Origin of the sequence: Bacillus silvicola, assembly GCF_050524305.1 — a bacterium.
Classification (GTDB): Bacteria; Bacillota; Bacilli; order Bacillales; family Bacillaceae_G; genus Bacillus_A; species Bacillus_A cereus_AT.
On record NZ_JBNGVC010000013.1, the window covers coordinates 682,584 to 703,632 of the forward strand.

A 21,049-nucleotide genomic window follows, 5' to 3' on the forward strand; every position below is an offset into this window, starting at 1 on the left:
AAAAGTAAGATTCCCTTTTAAATTTCAACATAATAAAAGAGGATATCCTGTAAAAGACTGGTGTTATCAATCTTTTTGGATATCCTCTTATCTAACTATTTATACGTGTTTTTTCATATCATCGGCAACAGATTCAACATTTGTACCTACGATAACTTGTACACTTGTGTTACTTAATTTCATAACACCTTTTGCACCAGCACGTTTTAATGCTGCTTCATTTACTTGACCAGCATCTTTCACTTGTAAGCGTAGACGTGTTGCACAGTTATCAATAACTGTTAAGTTTTCTTTTCCACCTAAAGCTGCTACGTAAGTTTCACCAATTGAACCTGCAACTGGTGCATCACCCTCTTCAGCTAACTCATCGTCATCTTCACGACCAGGAGTTTTTAAATCGAACTTCTTAATTAAGAAGTAGAATACTACGAAGTAAATTGCTGCGTAAATTAAACCGATTCCGGCTAGCAGTACTGGTTTTGTTGCAATACCAAAGTTTAAAACGTAATCGATTGCACCGGCACTAAATGAGAAACCATCGTGAATGCCAAGTGTTGTTGTAATGAATAAAGAAAGACCTGTTAACACTGCATGAATACCGTATAATACTGGTGATAAGAACATGAATGAGAATTCAATTGGTTCTGTAATACCAGTTAAGAATGAAGTTAATGCTAGACCACCTAACATACCTGTAACCATCTTACGTTTCTCTGGTTTAGCAGCCGCAATCATTGCGAAACACGCTGCTGGTAAACCGAACATCATGATCGGGAAGAAACCAGTCATGAACATACCTGCTGATGGATCTTTTGCAAAGAAGCGTGCAATATCACCATGAACGATATCACCAGCTGCATTTGTAAAGTCACCAAGTACAAACCAGAAGTATGTGTTCATTACATGGTGTAAACCGATTGGGATTAATAAACGGTTTAATAATCCGAATAAACCAGCACCAACTGAACCTAAGTTCACGATGCCGTGTGCTACCGCATCAATACCACTTTGAATTGTTGGCCAAACTTGACCGAATACTAATCCTAAAAGAAGCATTACAATAGAAGTAATGATCGGTACGAAACGTTTCCCCGCAAAGAAACCTAACCATTCTGGTAATTTAATCTTATGGAATTTGTTATATAGTAATCCAGCAACAACCCCAGCAATAATACCACCAAGTATGGCCATATTTATTTTCGGCGTTAACGCCGCTGCTTTTGAAACTTTTGTCATTGTATCTGCTAATTTAGTTGGATCTACTGAACCGACTAAATCTTGAACACTTTTTAATTTATCATTCAGCTCTGCTGCTGAATACGCCTTACTTAAAGCATTCGTTGTATTTTGTAAAACAAGATATCCGATTGCCCCAGCAAGTCCAGCTGCTCCACTACCATCAATAGACAAACCGATTGCAACACCAATTGCAAAAATAAGTGCTAAATTATCAAAAATTGCTGCACCGGCCTGTGCCATAACAGGAATATTAAATACGTCTTCTTGTCCTAAACGAAGCAATAATCCTGCTGCTGGTAGTACGGCGATTGGAAGCATTAACGCTTTACCAATACGTTGTAAAAACTGCAACATTTTAATTCCCCCTATCAAATTTATGAAATCGTTATCATTATAAGTACGCTTTAGAAAACGCTTTCTATTACATAATCATAATAACATATAGTTGTATAGATGTGTAGTTTTTATTTTCGAACTTTTTATGGATAAGTTTTCTATTTCCAAACTGTTATATAAAAGGGAAATTCTCCTTGTTAGCTACACAATACACAGACAAAAAAACTTATTATAACACAAATAACTTTCGTTTTATCATTCCACTTTTTCATGTTATTATTTATTTCCGAGCATATCGGGAAAAGTAAACTTAGTTAATTCGAAATAGGAGCGTTGGTACTATGCAGTGCATTGAAACAAACAACTTACAACAGTTGTTAGAACAAGTAAAACCATATACGAAAAAAGGAAAACTTGCTACTTATATCCCCGAACTAGGAAATGCAAATCCAGATGATCTAGGGATTGCCATTTTCCATAAAGAAACAGAATATATCCATGCTGGCAACTCACAAACACTATTTACTCTTCAAAGTATTTCCAAAGTAATTACACTTGCACTTGCCCTTTTAGATCGTGGTGAAGAATATGTATTTTCTAAAGTTGGAATGGAGCCAACTGGTGACCCTTTTAATTCTATTATTAAGTTAGAAACGACAAGTCCTTCCAAACCGCTTAATCCAATGATTAATGCAGGTGCACTAGCTATTACAAGCATGTTAGCTGGAAAAAATAACGAAGAAAAAATGGAGCGTATTCTTCATTTTGTACGTGAAATAACAGATAATCCTACAATTAACTATTCTTCTAAAGTTGCCAATTCAGAATTAGAGACTGCTTACTTAAACCGTTCACTTTGTTACTATATGAAACAAAACGGCATTATCGATTGTGACATTGAAGAACTTATGGATTTATACACTCGTCAATGTGCAGTTGAAGTAAACTGTATCGATTTAGCACGTATTGGTTTAATTTTTGCAATGGACGGCTACGATCCATACAAGAAAAAACAAATTATCCCTAAACATATTACAAAAATTTGTAAAACATTTATGGTTACTTGCGGGATGTATAATGAATCTGGTGAATTTGCAATTCGCGTTGGAATCCCTGCAAAAAGTGGTGTAGCGGGCGGTATTTTCGGCTGCATAAAAGGCGAAATGGGAATCGGCATTTTCGGACCCGCTTTAGATGCAAACGGAAATAGTATCGCTGGTTTTAAAATTCTTGAATTACTTTCTGCCCAAGAAGGTTGGAGTATATTTTAAATTCGGAAGTTATCCTGCTATACTAGCAGGATTTTTTATTTCACGAAAAATTTAGTTTCACCAATCATCAATAACAAAACAAAAACAATAATGAAAGTTTCGCTTTATTATGCATATTTGCTCCCCCCTCCTGAATAATATAGTACAACCTAACGCTATATGTGGAGGTGTAAAAGATGAAACTGATATTTCAAATGGAAAAACAACCTGTTCTTGAAAAGACAATTCTTCTTTTTATATTGAGTATTGTAGAAAGCTTGAAGTTAAAAGTTGTTTCACTCGATGAAGCTCACCGATACATATTCAATTTAGAGGTGCTTGAATTATTAATGGATCGGAACATCGATGATCAAGTACTAGAGCTTATTCATTTCGGAATGGGACTTGAAGACATTCATCATGTGCTTCCTGAAGAACTTGAGCATACTATCGAAGAATTAAAGTGGCTTTGCATCCAAGTATTAAGTGAGTACAGTATGCATGAAGAATCGGAACAATTAATTGAAGATATACGTTAAAAAAGCACCTATGTAGGTGCTTTTAATGTTTATTAACAAATATTTATACATAATGCACTTTTATACGATATCTACTTTACATTTACAGAAGAAAATATCCGATGTCGATATATGCGATTCATTCGAGTATTTCCGAGGAAATGCTCGAACATTGTATTTTTTATAATAACTGATCTATCCCTATAAGAATTAATAACACGCCTGCAATAACTGTAGCCCATTTCCCTAAGTATTCAGCTAAAAATCGTTTTCCTACATACGCAAAACCACTAATACAAATAAAACTAAACGCCCCAGAAATACATGCTGTAAGCCAAAGATTTAAATTTGTTACTCCAGCATCAAATCCACCTGCAATATTATTAATAGATAATGCCACCCCTAAAATGATAGCTTCAGAAAAACTAATTGTTTTAGATCCATCAAAATCTGCTTTTTCTGGATCACGTAAGATCCCCATAAGTACACTACCATCTTTAGATTCTATGGTTTCTTTTTTACTCAAAAAAGGCTGGCATAAAATAAACACTCCAATTATTCCTAAAACAATTGCCCCAATCAAATTTGCCGTAGACTCTGAAATAAATAATGCGATCCAATTCCCAAAAAATCCAGCTAATAAAGTAAATAAAAATCCAAAAAATGCAATGATAAAATTATTAAACCACGAAATTCGAATTTTACGAATGCCATATGCAATCCCAACACCTGCATTATCTAAATTAGAAGCAATTCCGATTAAAAAAATTGAAAATAGACCTGCCGTACTCATAAACAGTCACCCCTTTTTCTTACTTTTCAATGCATATTATGAAAATGTTGAGCAACTGTGCCTGTCTGTTTCATATACTTGTAATAAATGCTCAACATTTTTTCAACAATAAAAAAGGAGTGCCTTCACTATGCCTAAAGAAAATTCGAATGAGCGGCTTAGTACATTAATAAAAAAGCTTTTAAAAGAACGTGCTTTATCCATGCGCCAATTAGGAATGCTTACAAATATTGATCCCGCAACAATCTCAAGAATTATGAATGGCAAACAACCGCCAAAACAAAAACATCTACAAAAATTTGCAGAATGTCTACAAGTTCCACCACAATTGTTATTTGATGCGATGTATCCTGATTCTCCTCACATAAATAAAGAAAAGACGGATATGTACACATCTCTTGATACAATTCAGCAAACTCTGCAATCCTCTAACTTATTTGATTTCGACTACACAACAACGCGCGTAAAACAAGAACTTGAAAACTATGAACGCTATGCTCAAACAACAGAAGGTGAAAAACGTATTCACGAAAGTTTCGCAAGTAAATTAGAACAAATTGATAGCGCTGGTCCTTTTATTGAACAATTAACAGATATGTATCAACAATTTTGTACAGAAACCATTTCAACCGAAGAGCGTGCGATTCTTGGGGGTGCCTTACTATATTTCATTTTATCAACAGACATTATCCCTGATTATCTTTTTCCAATCGGCTATTTAGATGATGCAATTGCCGTTGAATTAGCTAAGGAAAAATTAATTGAAATAAAACGAAAAACATAGAAAGCATAACAAGCTATTTCAGATATTGAATTTATCCGCCTCTGAAATAGTTACAAAAAAATCGTACAAGCATACTTACTCGCACGATTCAAAAATCAAACTATTTTCTTATTTATTCATATGACACCATTCATATATAAAAGCAGTAATTACTTTTGTAAACTCAACTAACTGCTCAACTTCAACTTTCTCATTTATTGAATGAGCTTCTTCTAATGTGCCTGGTCCGTAAATAATAGCTGGAATATTAAACTCACTAAACCATCCGCCATCCGTTACTGTAGCAGACATATCTAAAGTTGCAACTTTCTGTAATATAGATTCATGTGTGGAACTTAGTTTCTGAATAGCCGGATGATTACTATCTACTTCTAAAGAGGGGAAAATCTCACCTCGATCAACAATCATTGATTCTCCGCCCCACTTAAATTGTAGTGGGTTCTCGCTTAACCATGGATCTGCTGCTGCCACTTTTCCTAAATACTCTTCTATTTCTTTTATTATTTGTTCATGCGTTTCATTTGGATAAAAGTGAACCGTTATCCATAACCGGCACTCATCCGCAATAAATGCCGCATGACGCCCTCCTTCAATGACAGCTGGATTAATTGTTGTCGTCCCTGATGGATACCCTTCATACGTTTTCATGACTGCCCAATGACGCTCTAACTCCTGTAAGCTTTGAACAATTTTCATCATTTTCTCAATAGCACTCGCCCCGAATAAACGGCCTCCAGCATGAATCATTTGTCTACGTGTTGCATCATGAAACGTTTGCGGGCTTTTCACTGTAATCCATCCAGTAATTACGCCACCCTGCCCTTGCATATGTAAATTACTTGTATCAACTACTACTGCAAAATCAGCATCATAACCACGCTTACAACATTGAAGTGTTCCTGCTTCTCCCACTTCTTCTCCAATTACCGATTGAAACATTAAGTCACCTGGCAATTCAATTCCCGCTTCTTCTAAAAGCTGAATTGCAAATAAGGCTCCAGCTAGTCCACCTTTCATATCTGCCGCGCCTCTCCCAACTAACCAACCATCTTTTATAAATGGCTCAAACGGATTTGTTTCCCACGCCTCATCTACCGATACTTCAGCTACATCCATATGGCCATTAATAATAAGACTTTTATACAACTCACTTTCCGTCCCTTTTTTTACCCCAACAACATTCGGATCATTTGGATATACATCCCATTTATCAATACTGAAATTTCGTTTTTTTAGAAACTCTGCAACAAATTCTTGCGCCTCATTTGTATTTCTCGCCGGCGGTGCTGGTGTTTCAAAACGAATTAAAGTTTTTGTGAGTTCTAGTAGCTCCTCTTTTCGTAAATCAATCTGTTCTAATAGCTGTGAAACTTCTTGATTCATTGCTAATTCCCCTTTGCATACGTAGTATGTTTCCAGCTTTATTTTCACAAAAAAAGAGACTGTTTACAATCTTACAGTCTCCAAATCAATCAATATTATAAAGTGAAACTATAATTAGTGGGGGTGTTCATCCCCACTAATTATCATTCCTCACCAATCGGGCGTTTACGGGCAGCCCGACTCCCACCTAACTTCTTTGCTCCAGCCGAATTTTGAGGTGGGAGTTTTACTGCCCGTTAATGCGGGATAAACTTTCTAATTCGGTTGTATTTGTCTTTTCAATAAGTTCTACTTTACTTCTTTTATTTTTGGTAGCACGATAAAACAGTAAACAAACTATCATAAATGGAATACCACAATACAATGCCATTCTTTGTTCTGGAATAAAAGCCATAGCTACAATTACTGTTAAATTTAATACTAAAGCAAGCAGTGGTACGAATGGATACAATGGCGTTTTAAATTTCAAGTCTTTAATATCCCCACCTTGCTTCACGTATGTCCTTCTAGCTAATAGATTAGATAGAGCGATTGATGCCCAAACTAATATCGCTCCGAACCCTGCAATTGAAAGAAGCCATAAATAAACTGTATCTTCCGCATAAATACCTGATAGTAATGAGAGACACCCTACAATCGTGCTTACAATCAATGCATAAATAGGAACACCGTTTTTAGATAACTTACTAAAAATCGGGCTAATCATTCCTTGCTTAGACATCGACCATAGCATACGGGAAGTTGCATATAATCCTGAATTCGCAACTGATAGTACCGCTGTAATAATAACGAAATTTATAATATCAGCCGCATAAGGAATACCAATTTTATCAAATACAACTACGAATGGACTTTCTATCACGCCTGCTTGCTGCCAAGGAAATAGTCCCGCAAGAATAAAAATAGATAGTACAAAGAAAACAAGTATGCGCCAAACCGTATTATTAATTGCCTTCGGGATCGTTTTCTCTGGATTTTCACTCTCACCAGCTGCAATACCAACTAGTTCTGTTCCTTGGAAGGAAAAGTTAACTGCAATCATCGTAATTAAAATTGCTGATAATCCATTTGGGAACAATCCACCATAATCAGTAAAGCTAGAAAACATCGGTGCTGGTTCATTTCCTTTCATATCTAGAAAACCAAACATTGCTGCCCCGCCCAAAATAATAAATGCAATGATTGTAATTACTTTAATACTTGCAAACCAGAATTCAACTTCCGCAAAACTTCTTGAAGATAACGCATTAATACCAAAGAGCAACACTGCAAACACTACACACCAAATCCATGACGGTACATCAGGAAACCATCGTTTCATCAAAATACTAACTGCAATTAATTCAATACCTATCGTAGCGGACCAGTTTAGCCACGACATCCATCCGACTACATAACCTGCTGCAGGAGAAATGTGCTTTGTAGCATATGTTTGATAAGATCCTGCATCAGGCATCGCAACCGTTAACTCTCCTAGACAGAGCATCGTTAAATACATAACAAACCCACCAACAAGATACGCTACAATTGCTCCTCCAGGTCCAGCTTCATGAATTGTATAACCCGATCCTAAAAAAAGTCCTGTACCAATAACTCCCCCGAGTGCAATCATAAATATGTGCCGACTTTTCAATTCCCTTTTTAATCCTTGGTTTTGATCCATCATATAACTCCCCCCTTTTCACTTTGCAAACCCATTTAATGTAAGCGCTTTTAAGATTCTTCATAGTAAAAATAATTATTAAAAAGTGCAAAATACATATTACTTCTATTAATCACTTCCTGTTATTAATAGATCATCCCTCACTGTTATTAATAGTTTTTGATCAGCGATAGCTTCTCCTTCTACCACTTCTAATGATTCAATATAACCACTGATTCCCACTTTAATTTCCACTTGCTGCTTATCTTTTGTTTCAATTAACGCTAATTTCTCCCACTCATATACGTAAGAACTTTCAGTAACAAATAATTTCTCTACTTTCCCGTAACAAGGACTATACACGCCTTCTATAACCGTCTTCACTTTATAAATTCCTCCTCTTAATTAATTTGCACTGAAATGTCGTATACCCTATGAAAAATTCTAATCCACCCACTCCTTCAATTTAAAGATTTCAACTACTATTCATGCAAAATACGTACCAACCTCAACACCTATGTAAAATTAGGATTTCTTACGAAAAAAATCTGCATAACCGCAAAATTTTTCTATCATTTGAAAAGTTTTAAGGGAAAATAGCAAAAAATTTTTGCGATTTTATAAGAATTTTAATAAAATTATAAAAAGTCAGTCTTCATAGGGTATAACGAGGAGAAGATAATACATGTATACAGAAGAAATCAATTTTAAAAAGATTATTGAAATGAATATGCTATACGAAACTTTACTCAATGAACTAGATATTGGGATTCATATTATTAATGAGGAAAGTAAAACGATTATCTATAACCGCAAAATGATGGAAATTGAATCAATGGACCGCTTAGATGTGCTATATAAAAATCCTTTAGAAGTATTTGCATTTGAAGAAAATAAAAGTAGTACTCTTATAGAGGCATTAAAGCTTGGAAAAACAAACAAAAATATAAAACAAACGTATTTTAACAATAAAGGGCAAGAAATTACGACGATTAATGATACTTTTCCTATAATAGAAAATGGAAAAATTAAAGGTGCTATTGAAATTTCCAAAGAGATAAGCTATTTAAAGCAAACAATGAAAACGAACCTTTCTCGAAAACAAAATACTAAGTTTACCTTTGATCACATAATCGGTGATTCTAGTGCTATTCAATCGGTCATTACAGAAGCAAAGAGGGTAATTCGTACCTCCTCATCCATACTTCTCGTAGGAGAAACAGGGACCGGTAAAGAACTATTTGCACAAAGTATCCATAATGAAAGTCAGCGTTCAACAAAACCATTTATTTCACAAAACTGTGCCGCTATACCTGATACACTCATGGAAAGCTTATTATTTGGTACGAACCGAGGTGCTTTTACAGGAGCTATCGATAAAGCTGGTTTATTTGAAGAAGCAAACGGAGGAACTTTATTATTAGATGAGATCAATTCATTAAGTCCAGCACTTCAAGCGAAGTTATTACGAGCTATACAAGAAAAAACAATAAGAAGAATCGGAGGCACACAAGAAAAAGAAATTGATGTTCGTATTATAGCAACTATTAATGAAGATCCTCTTGAAGCTATTACGCACAATCGCTTAAGGGAAGACTTATATTATCGATTAAGCGTCGTTACTTTATGTCTTCCACCTTTACGTGAAAGAAAAGAAGATATTTCAGCTCTTATTCAGCACTTTATCGAAAAGTATAACACTCAATTTGGGCTCAGCGTAACGGATATAGATGTACATGTAAGAGAATTCTTTTATGCACACGATTGGCCCGGAAACGTACGAGAATTGGAACATATAATAGAAGGTTCAATGAACTTAATAGAAGATGAAAATGTCATTACAGCGTTTCATCTTCCCACTCGCTTTCGCGAACGAATAAAAAAAGAATTCCATATACAACCTTCCCTAACTAGTCAGACTGCTGATACACCTAAAACTTTAAAGCGCACAATAGAAGAAATGGAAAAGAACTACATCAATCAAATCCTTAAAGAGAATCATGGTAATATCTCACAAGCTGCAAAGTTTTTAGGATTAAGTAGGCAAAACTTACAATATCGAATTAAAAAATTGCATTTACACATATGAAATGAATATTTCACCAGGTGCAAAAAAATGGAAATTGATGTTACGATAAACATATAACATGCTAGAAGGGGGCGATATATATGAGTAATAATAACAAGTTAAAGCTATTACAATATTTATACTTTTTCCCTGCCATGCTATGTATGATGTTATTTATTAATACTGATATGAGTAGTTTTCCTTATGCAAAACTTTTAGGAACAATTAGCGGCTCCTTTGCAGCTATTATGCTTGCTGCTTTTTGGAATTTGAAGTTGCGTATGAAGAGAGAGAAATCTTCTTAACGCCAAAACATAAAAAAATCGAGCCTTATCAGCTCGATTTTTTTACTTATTATTAAAATTCAACATTCTCCAAATACAAACCACTCGCCTCAGCAAGGCAATTAATTTGATTGCGCTGTTTTTCCTCCAAAATGTTTGGAATTGCTTCAGCATCTAATTGTCCTAATCCAACTTCAATTAATGCCCCAACAATTTTTCGCACCATGTTATGAAGGAATCCATTACCACTTACTCTAATTTGTACAAATCCTGCCTCTTCTATCACATCAAGTGTATACACTTCACGAACCATAGACTTTTTCTTAGATTTTGCATTCGAAAAAGCAGTAAAGTCATGTGAACCAACTAAATGTTTCGCCGCTTCTTTCATACTTTCCACATTTAATTGTTTATTCACGTGCATGCTGTGTTTACGCATAAATGGGTTCGTATGCTCTTCATTCCAAATTTTATAAAGATATGTTTTTGCTTTAGAATTGTAACGAGCATGGAAACGATCTGATACTTCTTCTACACTCGTAATACTAATATCATTTGGTAAGTATTGATTTAAATACTTTTTCACTTTATGTTCCACTAACTTTTCATCACTTTTAAAATTAGCTACTTGATTCAAAGCATGTACACCCGCATCTGTTCTACTACAGCCGATAATTTCAATTTCTTTCCCGACCATTTCAGATATTACGCTTTCGATTTTCCCTTGAATCGTATTATCGTTATTACCAAGACGTTGCCACCCTTTATAACGCGCACCGTCATACTGAATCGTTAATTTATAATTGTGCATAGTATTCTCCTTCATAGAAAATATTCCCTCATACCATGAGGGAATATGAATAAACTTTACTTTCTAACAAGCTTCACTACATTTTCTACATGAGCTGTATGTGGGAACATATCAACTGGTTGCACATACTCCACTTCATAACTCTGCATTAATGCATTTACATCACGTGCTAGCGATGACGGGTTACAAGACACATAAACAACTTGTTTCGGTTTCACTTTTAAAATCGTTTCAAGTAATTTATCATCGCAACCTGTACGCGGTGGATCGACAACAATGACATCTGGACGCCAGCCTTCTTTTACCCACTTTGGTAACCATTGTTCCGCTTTTCCAGCTTCATATTTTGTGTTTGTAAATCCGTGGCGTTTTGCATTTTTCTTTGCATCTTCAATCGCTTCTGGAATTACATCCATACCACGTACTTCCGCTGCATCATTCGCAAGCCAAAGTCCAATCGTACCAACACCACAATAAGCATCTACAATTTTCTCATTGCCTGTTAAAGCAGCTGCTTTTTTCGCTTCATCGTATAAAACAACCGTCTGTTCTGGATTCAACTGGAAGAATGCACGCGCTGATAATTCAAATGATAAATCACCAAGTGTTTCTTGAATTACGTCTTTTCCAGCTAATTTAAATGTTTTATCACCGAAAATAACAGATGTTTTACGCCAGTTCACGTTTTGCATAATTGATTTCACACTTGGCATCTGCTTTTGTACTTCTGTGATAAACTGCTCTTTATTTGGTAATTCTTCTTTTGTTGTAATAAGTGTGACTTGTACTTCCCCTGTTTGAACTGCAGTACGTGTCACAATTGTACGTACTAAACCTTTTTGTTTTTTCTCATTGTAAATAGAAACATTTAATTTTTCTAATATACGTCTTACGACTTTTGTCGCTTCATTCGTTGCTTTATGTTGAATCATACAATGAGAAATATCAATTAACTGATGTGAGTTTTGTTTATATAATCCTGTAATAACCTTTTCATCTTTACGTCCCACTTGTAATTGACTTTTATTACGATAATGCCATGGATTTTCCATTCCAAGCGTTGGACGAATTTTCTCTTCTAGACTGTTATTCATATACTTCTCGAATGCTTGTACAACGATATCACGCTTTTGATTTAATTGTTCTTTATAATCTAAATGTTGCAATTGACAGCCACCACATTCCTCATATACTGAGCACGGTGCTTTCACACGATGTGGTGACGATTTACGAACTTTTTTCACTTTTGCTTCAGCGAAGCCACGCTGAATTTTCGTTGCTTCAGCAACAACTTCTTCTCCTGGTAATGCCCCTGGAATGAATACAACTTGTCTCTTAAAATAACCAACGCCTTCTCCGTTAATCCCAAGACGTTTAATTGTCACAGGAAACGTTTGACCAACTTCCAACTTACTCTCTTGTTGTTTTTGTATCATTATTACACCTCTACTCTATACTTTTCCATAAATATAACGCTGCATAACTGCAGTATGGTTCACACTCTTGTTTCACGTTTTCTAAAAATGCATCATCCGGTTTATCATCTAATTGAAATATACCTTGCACTGCGCGCTGAATTCCGATGTCTGCTTTTGGAAACATATTTTTCCGTCCAAGCCCAAACATTAAAAAGTTTTGCACTGTCCATGCACCAATCCCCCTAATTGGTAACAATTGTGCCGAAACCTCTTCTTCCGCCCTGGTTTCTATACTCGCTAAATCTAATTTACCGTCTACAATATGTTTTGCCAATCCTACTATATATTCAGCCTTCCGCTGACTAAACTTCTGCTCTCTCAATTCTTCTATTGAAATATTTGCTACTATTTCCGGAGTGGGGAAAAAGAATACACCGTTCTTCTCTATTCCATATCGTTTTACAAATTGTTCTGTTAACACAGTAGCAAATTTCAAATTTATTTGTTGATGAATGATACAGCGAAGTAAACATGCAAAATAATCGAATTCTAAAATAATTGGAGTATAGGCATACATTTCAAATAGTGGACGTAATGATGTGTTTGAAAAATGATTTTGTATATCTTGAAACGAATCATTCCAATGAAAGATGGACCTCATTCGTTTCATTACTTTCTCTGGATCTCCTGTCTGACTAGAAATCCAAAACTGTGGATTTTGAACAGTACCAATCCCTTGCAAACGAACAACAATCTGTTCTTCGTCTATAAAAAGCGGGACATAAATTACTTTCTCGTCTAATTGAATGACGTTTAACGGATCGAAAGATAAACGCTTTAGTACTTCCTCAAAATGGTACGGATATTCTAACGTAACATGTTCGCTCCACATACGTTTCCCCATCCTTTTTACACATCATTATAGCATGAGAAAACCGCAAGCATACATGCTTACGGTTGATTGCTGTTTACTAAATCATCTAGGCTTTTAAAATGATACCCTTTCTCGCGCAAATCATCAATGATTTTCGCAAGTGCTTCCGCATTATCTTTTGATATCGCATGAAGTAACAAAACAGATCCTGGGTGAATCATAGTCATTACATTATTATGAGCGTATTGCCATCCTCTTTGCTGATCTACTTTCCAATCAAGGAATGCAAGCGACCAAAACACGTTATAGTATCCCATTTCTTTCGTAAGAGCTAGCGTTCTTTCACTAAACACCCCTCGCGGAGGACGTACATATTTCACTTCTTTTTGCCCAGTTACTTTTTTAATTTCTTCCGTTACACTCGTTAATTCTTCACGAAGTTTTGCGTCATTTACCGTTGTAAAATCAGGGTGACTCCAAGAATGATTACCGATAATATGTCCTTCATTTTTCATTCTTAATAATAAATCTTTTTGTGTTTTTATATAATGTCCCGTCACAAAGAAAGTTGCTGGTACTTTTTTCTCCTTCAGTACATCTAAAATCTTCCCTGTATATCCATTTTCGTATCCATTATCGAATGTTAAATAAATATCTTTTTTCTTCGTATCGCCTAAGTAAAACCCACCATTTTTTTGTAGTAATTCTGTATATAATTTCCCTGCATCTGGCACCGTTTCATTTTTAGGGCGTGGGATTCCCCAGTTATGTGGTGTATTCGTATAAGCAAATGTTGAAACTGGAACAAGTGCCATCATAATTGAAAAAATGAGACCTATATATAACCATTTATATTTCATAAATAGTCTCCTTTCCATATATAATCGTACCTGTAGTTTCTGTTTTCGTTCTTCCTTTCATGCTGAACATGTTTTTCTATATATACCAAAAAAATACACCTCGAATGATTCGAGGTGTATTTCTCTTTACTTAAATACAGGTTCTTTAAAGCTCGCCAATTTTTCAAGTGATGTTTTATCAACATCAGCATGTAGGCTTTTCCCATGAGAATCCATCGTTACAACTGCTTTAAAACCATCGATACGTAAATGCCACATTGCTTCCGGGATACCGAATTGTAAGAAATCAACATCTTTCACTTCTTTAATACATTCAGCATAATATTGTGCTGCACCACCAATTGCATTTAAGTACACACCACCGTGTTCTTCTAAAGCAGCTAATGTTTTAGCACCCATACCACCCTTACCAATTACAGCACGAATACCGAACTTTTTCATAATATCGCCTTGATATGGCTCTTCACGGATACTTGTCGTTGGACCTGCCGCTTTAATTTGCCAATTATCATTTTCATCTTTCACTACAACTGGACCACAGTGATAAATAATTTGTCCATTTAAATCTACTGGACAATCATTATCCATTAAATGTTTATGAATCGCATCACGTCCGGTATACATCATGCCGTTAATTGTAACAACATCACCAACACGAAGTTCACGAATTTGCTCTTCTGTAATTGGAGCTTGTAATACGATTTCACGCTGCTCTGATTGTTCTTGTGCAGCTTCTTGCTGAAGTGTGTCTTCACCTTCTTGGTATAACCAATCCATAATTTCTCCTGTTTCAGGATGGATTTTTACACCAAGGCGGCGATATGCCCAACAATTATAGGCAACAGATACATAGAAGCTAGCTGGCAGGCGATTATATACGCCAATTTTACAACCAAGTAAAGTTGTCTCTCCGCCGAATCCCATCGTACCAATGCCAAGTTTATTCGCATTTTCTAATACGTACTCTTCAAGTTTTTGTAACTCTGGTACTGGATTGACATCATCTAATGTGCGGAATAATTGATTTTTTGCTAATTCGTAACCTGATGTGCGGTCTCCCCCGATACCGACGCCGATTACACCTGCACTACACCCTTGGCCTTGTGCTTGATATACTGCATGAAGAAGGCATTTACGAATTCCTTCTAAATCACGACCTGCACGTCCAAGCCCTTCTAATTCACACGGTAAACTATATTGAATATTTTTATTCTCACAGCCGCCGCCCTTTAAAATTAAACGTGCATCAATGTAATCTTTTTCCCATTGCTCAAACTTAATAACTGGTGTTCCCGGTCCTAAATTGTTTCCACTATTATCTCCAAAAAGAGAATCAACAGAGTTAGGGCGAAGTTTACCATCTTTTGTCGCCCGCTCAAGCGCACTATAGATAGCTTCCTTCAGTTTTAATTGATTCACACCAACTGGTGTATAAATTTTAAACGTTGGCATCCCTGTATCTTGGCAAATTGGCGAGATATTATCATCTGCCATTTTAATGTTATTCGTAATTGTGCCAAGTGCCATCGCTGAACGAGTCCCTGCGTTTTCTCGCTCTTTCGCTTGTTGAATCGCACGACGAACATCTTTCGGTAAGTTCGTTGACGTTTCAACAACTAGTTGATACATGCTTTCTTGAAGCTTTTCCATTGTTACTTCCCCCTCAATTGTGAACGCTACCAAAACGTTATGAGATGAAAATTCCATTGTTATGCTCTTCAGCTTTTTATTTATCACGCTATTAAAGTATAAATGAAATTTTTCACAACTTGATTATACCTTTTTTTCTATATTCCTTCTATTATCCGTACAGAAAAAGGCTACCAATTTTGTATTGGCAGCCTTTTTAATATATTATTCGTCTTTTTTAAATTGCTCACATTTTAATTCTAATTCATCTAACATCGCAAGAAGACGATCTACATCTTCTAACTCTACTTCTTCAGGTTCAATTGTATCAATTACTTCAATGAACATATTTAAACGCTCTTTTAAATATACTAATTGTGTATCTTTATCTTGAATTGCTTTTCCCATGAAGGCACTCTCCTTTTAATTCGAGTTGCTTTTATTATACCGCAAAAATGATTGCTATGGGCATGAAATTTCATCAATTTTGTCACGGTCATCCGCTATAATGTAAGCCCTCTCTCTTTTTCCGCTAAAAAGTTTCACTTTATAAAAAGTACATATTCTTCTATTATAGAGAATGGACAAATTGTTATTTCAATAGTCAAAGGAGTATTTCATATGACGATATCACAAAAAATGAAGCCGATTACTCCTTCTTACGATCCATGGGAAGCGTATATGGACCTTGAAGAGTACGGCAAACTACTATTAACAAACGTTGAGTTTACAACGACAACGTTATGCAATATGCGTTGCGAGCATTGTGCTGTTGGTTACACATTACAGCCGAAAGATCCAAATCCGCTTCCGATGGAGCTTTTATTAAAACGATTAGATGAGATTCCTCATTTACGTTCTTTAAGTATTACTGGCGGAGAACCTATGCTTTCAAAGAAATCCGTCGACAACTATGTAACACCACTCTTAAAATACGCTCATGAACGAGGCGTTCGCACTCAAATCAACTCAAACTTAACTATAGATTTAGCACGTTATGAACAAATTATTCCCTACTTAGATGTATTGCACATTTCACATAACTGGGGAACAATTGATGACTTTGTTGAAGGCGGATTTGCAATGATGGAGCGTAAACCTACTTATGAACAACGCGCAAAATTATTCGAAAGAATGATTACAAATAGTAAAGCTCTATCAAATGCAGGTGTACTCGTATCAGCAGAAACAATGTTAAACAAAAGAACCCTACCACATATGGAACATATTCATCGTCAAATTGTCGAAGAAATGGGATGTAAGCGTCATGAAGTTCATCCGATGTATCCGAGTGACTTCGCGAGCAATTTAGAAATTTTAACGAAAGCTGAAATTCGTGATGCAATTGAGCATTTACTAGAAATTCGCGATGAAAATGTATGGATGTTATTCGGAACATTACCTTTCTATGCTTGCAGTGATGATGAGCGAGACATCGCTACATTTAAAAAATTACAAGAAAGCAAAAATGTAACAGTTCGTAATGACCCAGATGGCCGTTCTCGTTTAAACGTAAATATTTTCGATGGAAATATTATTGTGACCGACTTTGGTGATGTTCCACTTCTAGGAAACATACAAACAAACACATTACAAGAAGCGTATGAAAAATGGAGCGCTTCAAAAACAGCAAAATCATTAAGCTGTCACTGTCCTGCAGTAAAATGTCTTGGACCAAATGTTCTTGTAAAAAACAGCTACTATCCGACAGAAGATTTCTTATCAAAAACAGCAAATATTACACTATAAATAGAAACGTCAGCTTATAAGCTGACGTTTTTCATATTATTGCGAATGCGATGAAGAAATAAATTTAAAAAACAAATGATCATGAATTGGAATAGCTGCCCCAATTCCTTGAGATGTAATATTTTTCACGACAAGCCTTTTTTGATTCCCTTTTAACACAAGGTAGACTTCGCCAAATGTTACTTTTCCTTTTTCATTTACTGCTGGTGTATAAGCGTATAAATATCCAAGTTGACTCGGACTAATATTATATACACGCTCATGTCCTGTACCATAACCAATTGTCGTTTTAAATGAAAGTGGCAATTGTACTTTTTCAAGCGCTTTTAAAAGCATCATTTTTTTCACATCTGCAGCATCTTTCATATCTGCTGTTAAATCACCTTCGATTGTCTTTTGGGTTTCTTGTTTATAGCGAAGTGGGTATAAGCGATCCCCCCCGCGATTGTCATATACATTTCGATTCACTTGCTTATATTCCCAGTTAATCGATGTATCTATTGATTCATAATTTAATGCCCATTGACCTAAATAAATTTTTGCTCGGTATCCTACTGCAAGTGGCGCATTCGAAATTGTTGTTTCATTAAACATTCGAATTAAATCAGGGTTTTCAATTTTGATATTTGCTGTTTTCAATAGTTCTTGCGCAAACTTACTTGGCTGTAAACGCGGTAAATCTTGTGCGTCATTTGGAAATGTATTATCTTTTGAAATATTTAAAACAGATGAAGGCATTTTTACTTCTACCGTTGTCTTTGCAAAACTACTGTTAGGAAATAATAAAATAAACGAGACCATGGTTGAAAGACATATGCTGTATACTCGTTTCACCTGTCTGGCTCCTTCCTACATAAAGGTATATATGCTACTTTGTTTATTGTTTTCTCTGGGCACAATTGTTATGCCTATTTTTCATAATAAATAAAAACCAATTCCCATAATGACATACGCTGCTAATAAAGTGCCTCCTTCAAACCAGTTTGTATCTCCATCATTTGAAATCGCAATCGTTAAGAAAACGGCTGTAATCATGGACACAAGTTCTGGTATTGTAAATACTAAAGGCATCCTTTGTGCAAAGGACATGGATAGTAGTACTAATACAGGAGCAACAAACATCGCGATTTGTAATGTAGAACCTACTGCAATTTCTACTGCGATATTCACTTTATTTTTATACGCCATAATAATCGCAGATGCATGTTCTGCTGCATTACCAACAATTGCAACGATAATAACCCCGATAAATAACTCCGACCAGCCAAACGACTTTGCGACCGTTTCAAAAGTATGTACGAGAGCCTCTGACACATAAGCAACTGCAAGTGTTGCTATCGCTAAAATGAGTAACGCTTTACCTCTGGACCACTCTGGCTCTTCCTCATGTGCTACTTCATCACTTTTATGTTGATATACACCACGGTGCGTAACTAACTTAAATAACAATGCAGCAAGGTACATAAGAATCATGATAATAGAAACACCAATACTTAATTGATACGTCTTTCCAGCATCCATCTTCATTGAAAAAATCTCTGGAATAACAAAGGCTACAACAACAGCAAATATTAATAAAGCTGAATTATGCCTTGCATCATAAACATTAAAGCTTTGTCTTTTATATTTAAGGCCTCCTATAAAGAAGGATAGCCCTCCTACTAATAGTAAGTTTCCAAGTACAGAACCAGTTAAAGATGCTAGCACTACTTCAATTAATCCTGCCTGAAGTGCGAAAATTGAAATGATAAGTTCAACGGCATTACCGAACGTTGCATTTAATAATCCACCTATCCGAGGTCCAGAGACAATTGCTAAACTTTCTGTTGCTCTCCCCATAAACCCCGCTAATGCGATAATCGTAATGCAATATACAGCAAACATAATTGTTTGAGGCCAATGCATTGTTTTCCCGAGTACAGAAAGTGGTACACCTATAAGCGCTACTATAAGAAATATTTTATTAAACATGCTTTCCATCCTTCCATCGTATGTATTTCTCCTCATCATTAATATTATTCTTCTCCTAACTTGTCCGATTTCATCACAATTGTGTTTAAAAAATCAGATTGAAGAAAACAGTATGAAAGATATTTAAATTATCTTGTTTAAACGGAGAAAATTATAAATTATGAAAAGGGGTTAAAAATATGCACTTAAAAGAAAAAATCGCAACTATTATTCAAGGTCAACGTACTGGCGTATTATCTACTGTACGTAACGATAAGCCACATGGTGCCTTTATGATGTTTTTCCACGAAGATTTTGTACTATATGTTGCAACAGATCGAAATTCAAAAAAGATAACAGATATCGAAAAGAATCCAAATGTACATGTACTACTTGGGCGAGAGGGAAAGAAATTAGATGAAGATTACATTGAAGTTGAAGGTATAGCTTCCATTGAAGAAGATCAAACGTTAAAAAACAAGTTTTGGACTAATAGCTTAAAACGCTGGTTACTCGGTGCGGAAGATCCTAATTATGTACTAATTAAAATCAATCCCGACACAATTTATTACATCGATGGTGCTGGTACGACCGAGCCCGAGTTTTTACGACTATAAAATAAAAACAAGCCCCCTTAGGTGGGCTTGTTTTGTCGAAAGGTTCTTCTGAAAAAAACAATAAAATAGGTGGAACTTTCTAAAGATTCTGTTATATAATAGAAGTAACTTAAATAAACTGTATTAAAACAGATTGAGAGGAGAAATAAAAATTGATGAAAAGAGAAGAACGAAAAAACATGATTGAGTTTATTGAAAAGAAAAAAGGGATTGAACGTGACGAATTATTATTTATGACGGATGATGAAGTAGAGCATATTTATAATGTAACGTACTTTTTATATGAAGAAATAGCAGAGTAGTATAATAACCCCCCACCTTATTAAAAATATAAAGTGGGGGGTTGTTTCGTTTTTATACATGAGAATGATTTTCATGTATAATAATGTAAGATTGGAGGAATTTCACTATGAGTTCATGGCTATTATTCGCACTATTATCAGCAATTGCTGCCGCCCTCGTATCTATTTTTGGAAAGATTGGCTTAGATGGAATCGATGCTAACGTTGCAACAACTATTCGATCTATTATTATGGCATTATTTATGGTAGGGGTTATTATTATACAAGGTAAATTTCAAAATATCGGTGATGTCCTCCTAAATAAAAAAGCACTGCTATTTATCACATTAAGTGGAATCGCTGGTGCTTCGTCATGGCTATTTTATTTTCTTGCACTAAAAACAGGAAAAGTCTCACAAGTAGCACCTATCGATAAATTAAGTGTAGTATTTTCCATTATTCTCGCAATGATTATATTGGGGGAAAAGTTAAACTTTATGACTGGTATTGGTGTAGTCTTTATTACAGCTGGTGTATTATTTGTTGCTTTCAGCTAAAAAACC

The 21,049-nt window shown here is 35.4% G+C and carries 22 protein-coding genes; 9 read left to right on the forward strand and 13 right to left on the reverse strand.

Going from position 1 to position 21,049, the window contains the following annotated elements; all coding sequences use genetic code 11:
* Positions 1-99 precede the first annotated feature (99 nt).
* Entirely contained in the window at positions 100-1,593 is a 1,494-nt protein-coding gene (nagE, locus tag ACP6L7_RS25645) for an N-acetylglucosamine-specific PTS transporter subunit IIBC (RefSeq protein ID WP_097828899.1), read from the reverse strand.
* 323 nt (positions 1,594-1,916) lie between these two features.
* On the opposite strand from nagE, the gene glsA reads away from it, so the two are divergent.
* Together glsA and ACP6L7_RS25655 are read left to right on the forward strand one after the other, a co-directional pair.
* Entirely contained in the window at positions 1,917-2,846 is a 930-nt protein-coding gene (gene glsA / locus ACP6L7_RS25650) for a glutaminase A (protein ID WP_097828900.1), read from the forward strand.
* Between the two features lie 176 nt (positions 2,847-3,022).
* Positions 3,023-3,364 (forward strand): DUF3969 family protein, encoded by a 342-nt coding sequence (locus tag ACP6L7_RS25655; protein ID WP_000766602.1) that lies wholly within the window; start codon positions 3,023-3,025, stop codon positions 3,362-3,364.
* A gap of 160 nt (positions 3,365-3,524) precedes the next feature.
* Here the strand turns inward: ACP6L7_RS25655 and ytaF are convergent, their stop codons facing one another.
* Positions 3,525-4,136 (reverse strand): sporulation membrane protein YtaF, encoded by a 612-nt coding sequence (gene ytaF / locus ACP6L7_RS25660; protein WP_097828901.1) that lies wholly within the window; start codon positions 4,134-4,136, stop codon positions 3,525-3,527.
* A 130-nt stretch (positions 4,137-4,266) separates the two neighbouring features.
* Here ytaF and ACP6L7_RS25665 point away from each other — a divergent pair, with 130 nt between their 5' ends.
* Positions 4,267-4,920, forward strand: coding sequence for a helix-turn-helix domain-containing protein (locus tag ACP6L7_RS25665; protein WP_097828902.1), 654 nt, complete (start codon positions 4,267-4,269; stop codon positions 4,918-4,920).
* A gap of 108 nt (positions 4,921-5,028) precedes the next feature.
* Here ACP6L7_RS25665 and ACP6L7_RS25670 read toward each other — a convergent pair whose 3' ends face one another.
* From ACP6L7_RS25670 to ACP6L7_RS25680, 3 genes are all read right to left on the reverse strand, one after another.
* Positions 5,029-6,303 (reverse strand): acetylornithine deacetylase, encoded by a 1,275-nt coding sequence (locus ACP6L7_RS25670; RefSeq protein WP_097828903.1) that lies wholly within the window; start codon positions 6,301-6,303, stop codon positions 5,029-5,031.
* A gap of 226 nt (positions 6,304-6,529) precedes the next feature.
* Positions 6,530-7,969: an amino acid permease gene (locus ACP6L7_RS25675; protein ID WP_097828904.1), complete on the reverse strand. Its 1,440-nt coding sequence runs from the start codon at positions 7,967-7,969 to the stop codon at positions 6,530-6,532.
* Between the two features lie 105 nt (positions 7,970-8,074).
* The gene (locus tag ACP6L7_RS25680; protein ID WP_071745373.1) at positions 8,075-8,329 is read right to left on the reverse strand and encodes a biotin/lipoyl-containing protein; all 255 of its coding nucleotides are present in this window, start codon (positions 8,327-8,329) and stop codon (positions 8,075-8,077) included.
* 301 nt (positions 8,330-8,630) lie between these two features.
* On the opposite strand from ACP6L7_RS25680, the gene ACP6L7_RS25685 reads away from it, so the two are divergent.
* Both ACP6L7_RS25685 and ACP6L7_RS25690 read left to right on the forward strand, forming a co-directional pair.
* On the forward strand, positions 8,631-10,034 hold the full coding sequence (locus tag ACP6L7_RS25685) for a sigma-54 interaction domain-containing protein (RefSeq protein ID WP_097828905.1): 1,404 nt from the start codon (positions 8,631-8,633) through the stop codon (positions 10,032-10,034).
* A gap of 80 nt (positions 10,035-10,114) precedes the next feature.
* Positions 10,115-10,318: a hypothetical protein gene (locus tag ACP6L7_RS25690; protein WP_097828906.1), complete on the forward strand. Its 204-nt coding sequence runs from the start codon at positions 10,115-10,117 to the stop codon at positions 10,316-10,318.
* A 52-nt stretch (positions 10,319-10,370) separates the two neighbouring features.
* On the opposite strand, the gene truA is transcribed toward ACP6L7_RS25690, so the two are convergent.
* The 6 genes from truA to ACP6L7_RS25720 form a co-directional block, all read right to left on the reverse strand.
* The gene (gene truA, locus ACP6L7_RS25695) at positions 10,371-11,108 is read right to left on the reverse strand and encodes a tRNA pseudouridine(38-40) synthase TruA (RefSeq protein ID WP_097828907.1); all 738 of its coding nucleotides are present in this window, start codon (positions 11,106-11,108) and stop codon (positions 10,371-10,373) included.
* Between the two features lie 56 nt (positions 11,109-11,164).
* A complete protein-coding gene (gene rlmD / locus ACP6L7_RS25700; protein ID WP_097828908.1) occupies positions 11,165-12,544 on the reverse strand; it encodes a 23S rRNA (uracil(1939)-C(5))-methyltransferase RlmD in 1,380 nt (459 codons plus the stop codon).
* A gap of 10 nt (positions 12,545-12,554) precedes the next feature.
* Positions 12,555-13,418: a DNA-3-methyladenine glycosylase family protein gene (locus tag ACP6L7_RS25705; RefSeq protein WP_097828909.1), complete on the reverse strand. Its 864-nt coding sequence runs from the start codon at positions 13,416-13,418 to the stop codon at positions 12,555-12,557.
* A 59-nt stretch (positions 13,419-13,477) separates the two neighbouring features.
* Positions 13,478-14,260 (reverse strand): delta-lactam-biosynthetic de-N-acetylase, encoded by a 783-nt coding sequence (pdaA, locus tag ACP6L7_RS25710; protein ID WP_097828910.1) that lies wholly within the window; start codon positions 14,258-14,260, stop codon positions 13,478-13,480.
* 126 nt (positions 14,261-14,386) lie between these two features.
* Positions 14,387-15,910, reverse strand: coding sequence for a class I fumarate hydratase (gene fumA / locus ACP6L7_RS25715; protein WP_097828911.1), 1,524 nt, complete (start codon positions 15,908-15,910; stop codon positions 14,387-14,389).
* A gap of 204 nt (positions 15,911-16,114) precedes the next feature.
* Positions 16,115-16,297, reverse strand: coding sequence for an SE1561 family protein (locus ACP6L7_RS25720; protein WP_000513558.1), 183 nt, complete (start codon positions 16,295-16,297; stop codon positions 16,115-16,117).
* A gap of 213 nt (positions 16,298-16,510) precedes the next feature.
* Between ACP6L7_RS25720 and yfkAB the strand changes: the two genes are divergently transcribed.
* Complete coding sequence (gene yfkAB / locus ACP6L7_RS25725) at positions 16,511-17,638, forward strand: radical SAM/CxCxxxxC motif protein YfkAB (protein WP_097828912.1); 1,128 nt, start codon at positions 16,511-16,513, stop codon at positions 17,636-17,638.
* A 36-nt stretch (positions 17,639-17,674) separates the two neighbouring features.
* Here the strand turns inward: yfkAB and ACP6L7_RS25730 are convergent, their stop codons facing one another.
* Positions 17,675-18,472 carry a YfkD famly protein gene (locus ACP6L7_RS25730; protein WP_002094746.1) on the reverse strand — a complete coding sequence of 266 codons (798 nt, stop codon included), beginning with the start codon at positions 18,470-18,472 and terminating at the stop codon, positions 17,675-17,677.
* 81 nt (positions 18,473-18,553) lie between these two features.
* Positions 18,554-19,609, reverse strand: a complete 1,056-nt coding sequence (gene cax / locus ACP6L7_RS25735; RefSeq protein WP_141533323.1) for a calcium/proton exchanger — start codon at positions 19,607-19,609, stop codon at positions 18,554-18,556.
* Positions 19,610-19,788: 179 nt separating this feature from the next.
* Between cax and ACP6L7_RS25740 the strand changes: the two genes are divergently transcribed.
* The 3 genes from ACP6L7_RS25740 (at position 19,789) to ACP6L7_RS25750 (ending at position 21,043) form a co-directional block, all read left to right on the forward strand.
* The gene (locus tag ACP6L7_RS25740; RefSeq protein WP_002151666.1) at positions 19,789-20,205 is read left to right on the forward strand and encodes a pyridoxamine 5'-phosphate oxidase family protein; all 417 of its coding nucleotides are present in this window, start codon (positions 19,789-19,791) and stop codon (positions 20,203-20,205) included.
* A 155-nt stretch (positions 20,206-20,360) separates the two neighbouring features.
* A complete protein-coding gene (locus tag ACP6L7_RS25745; RefSeq protein ID WP_000817786.1) occupies positions 20,361-20,507 on the forward strand; it encodes a BH0509 family protein in 147 nt (48 codons plus the stop codon).
* Between the two features lie 107 nt (positions 20,508-20,614).
* Positions 20,615-21,043, forward strand: coding sequence for an EamA family transporter (locus tag ACP6L7_RS25750; RefSeq protein ID WP_002091176.1), 429 nt, complete (start codon positions 20,615-20,617; stop codon positions 21,041-21,043).
* The last annotated feature ends 6 nt before the right edge of the window (positions 21,044-21,049 follow it).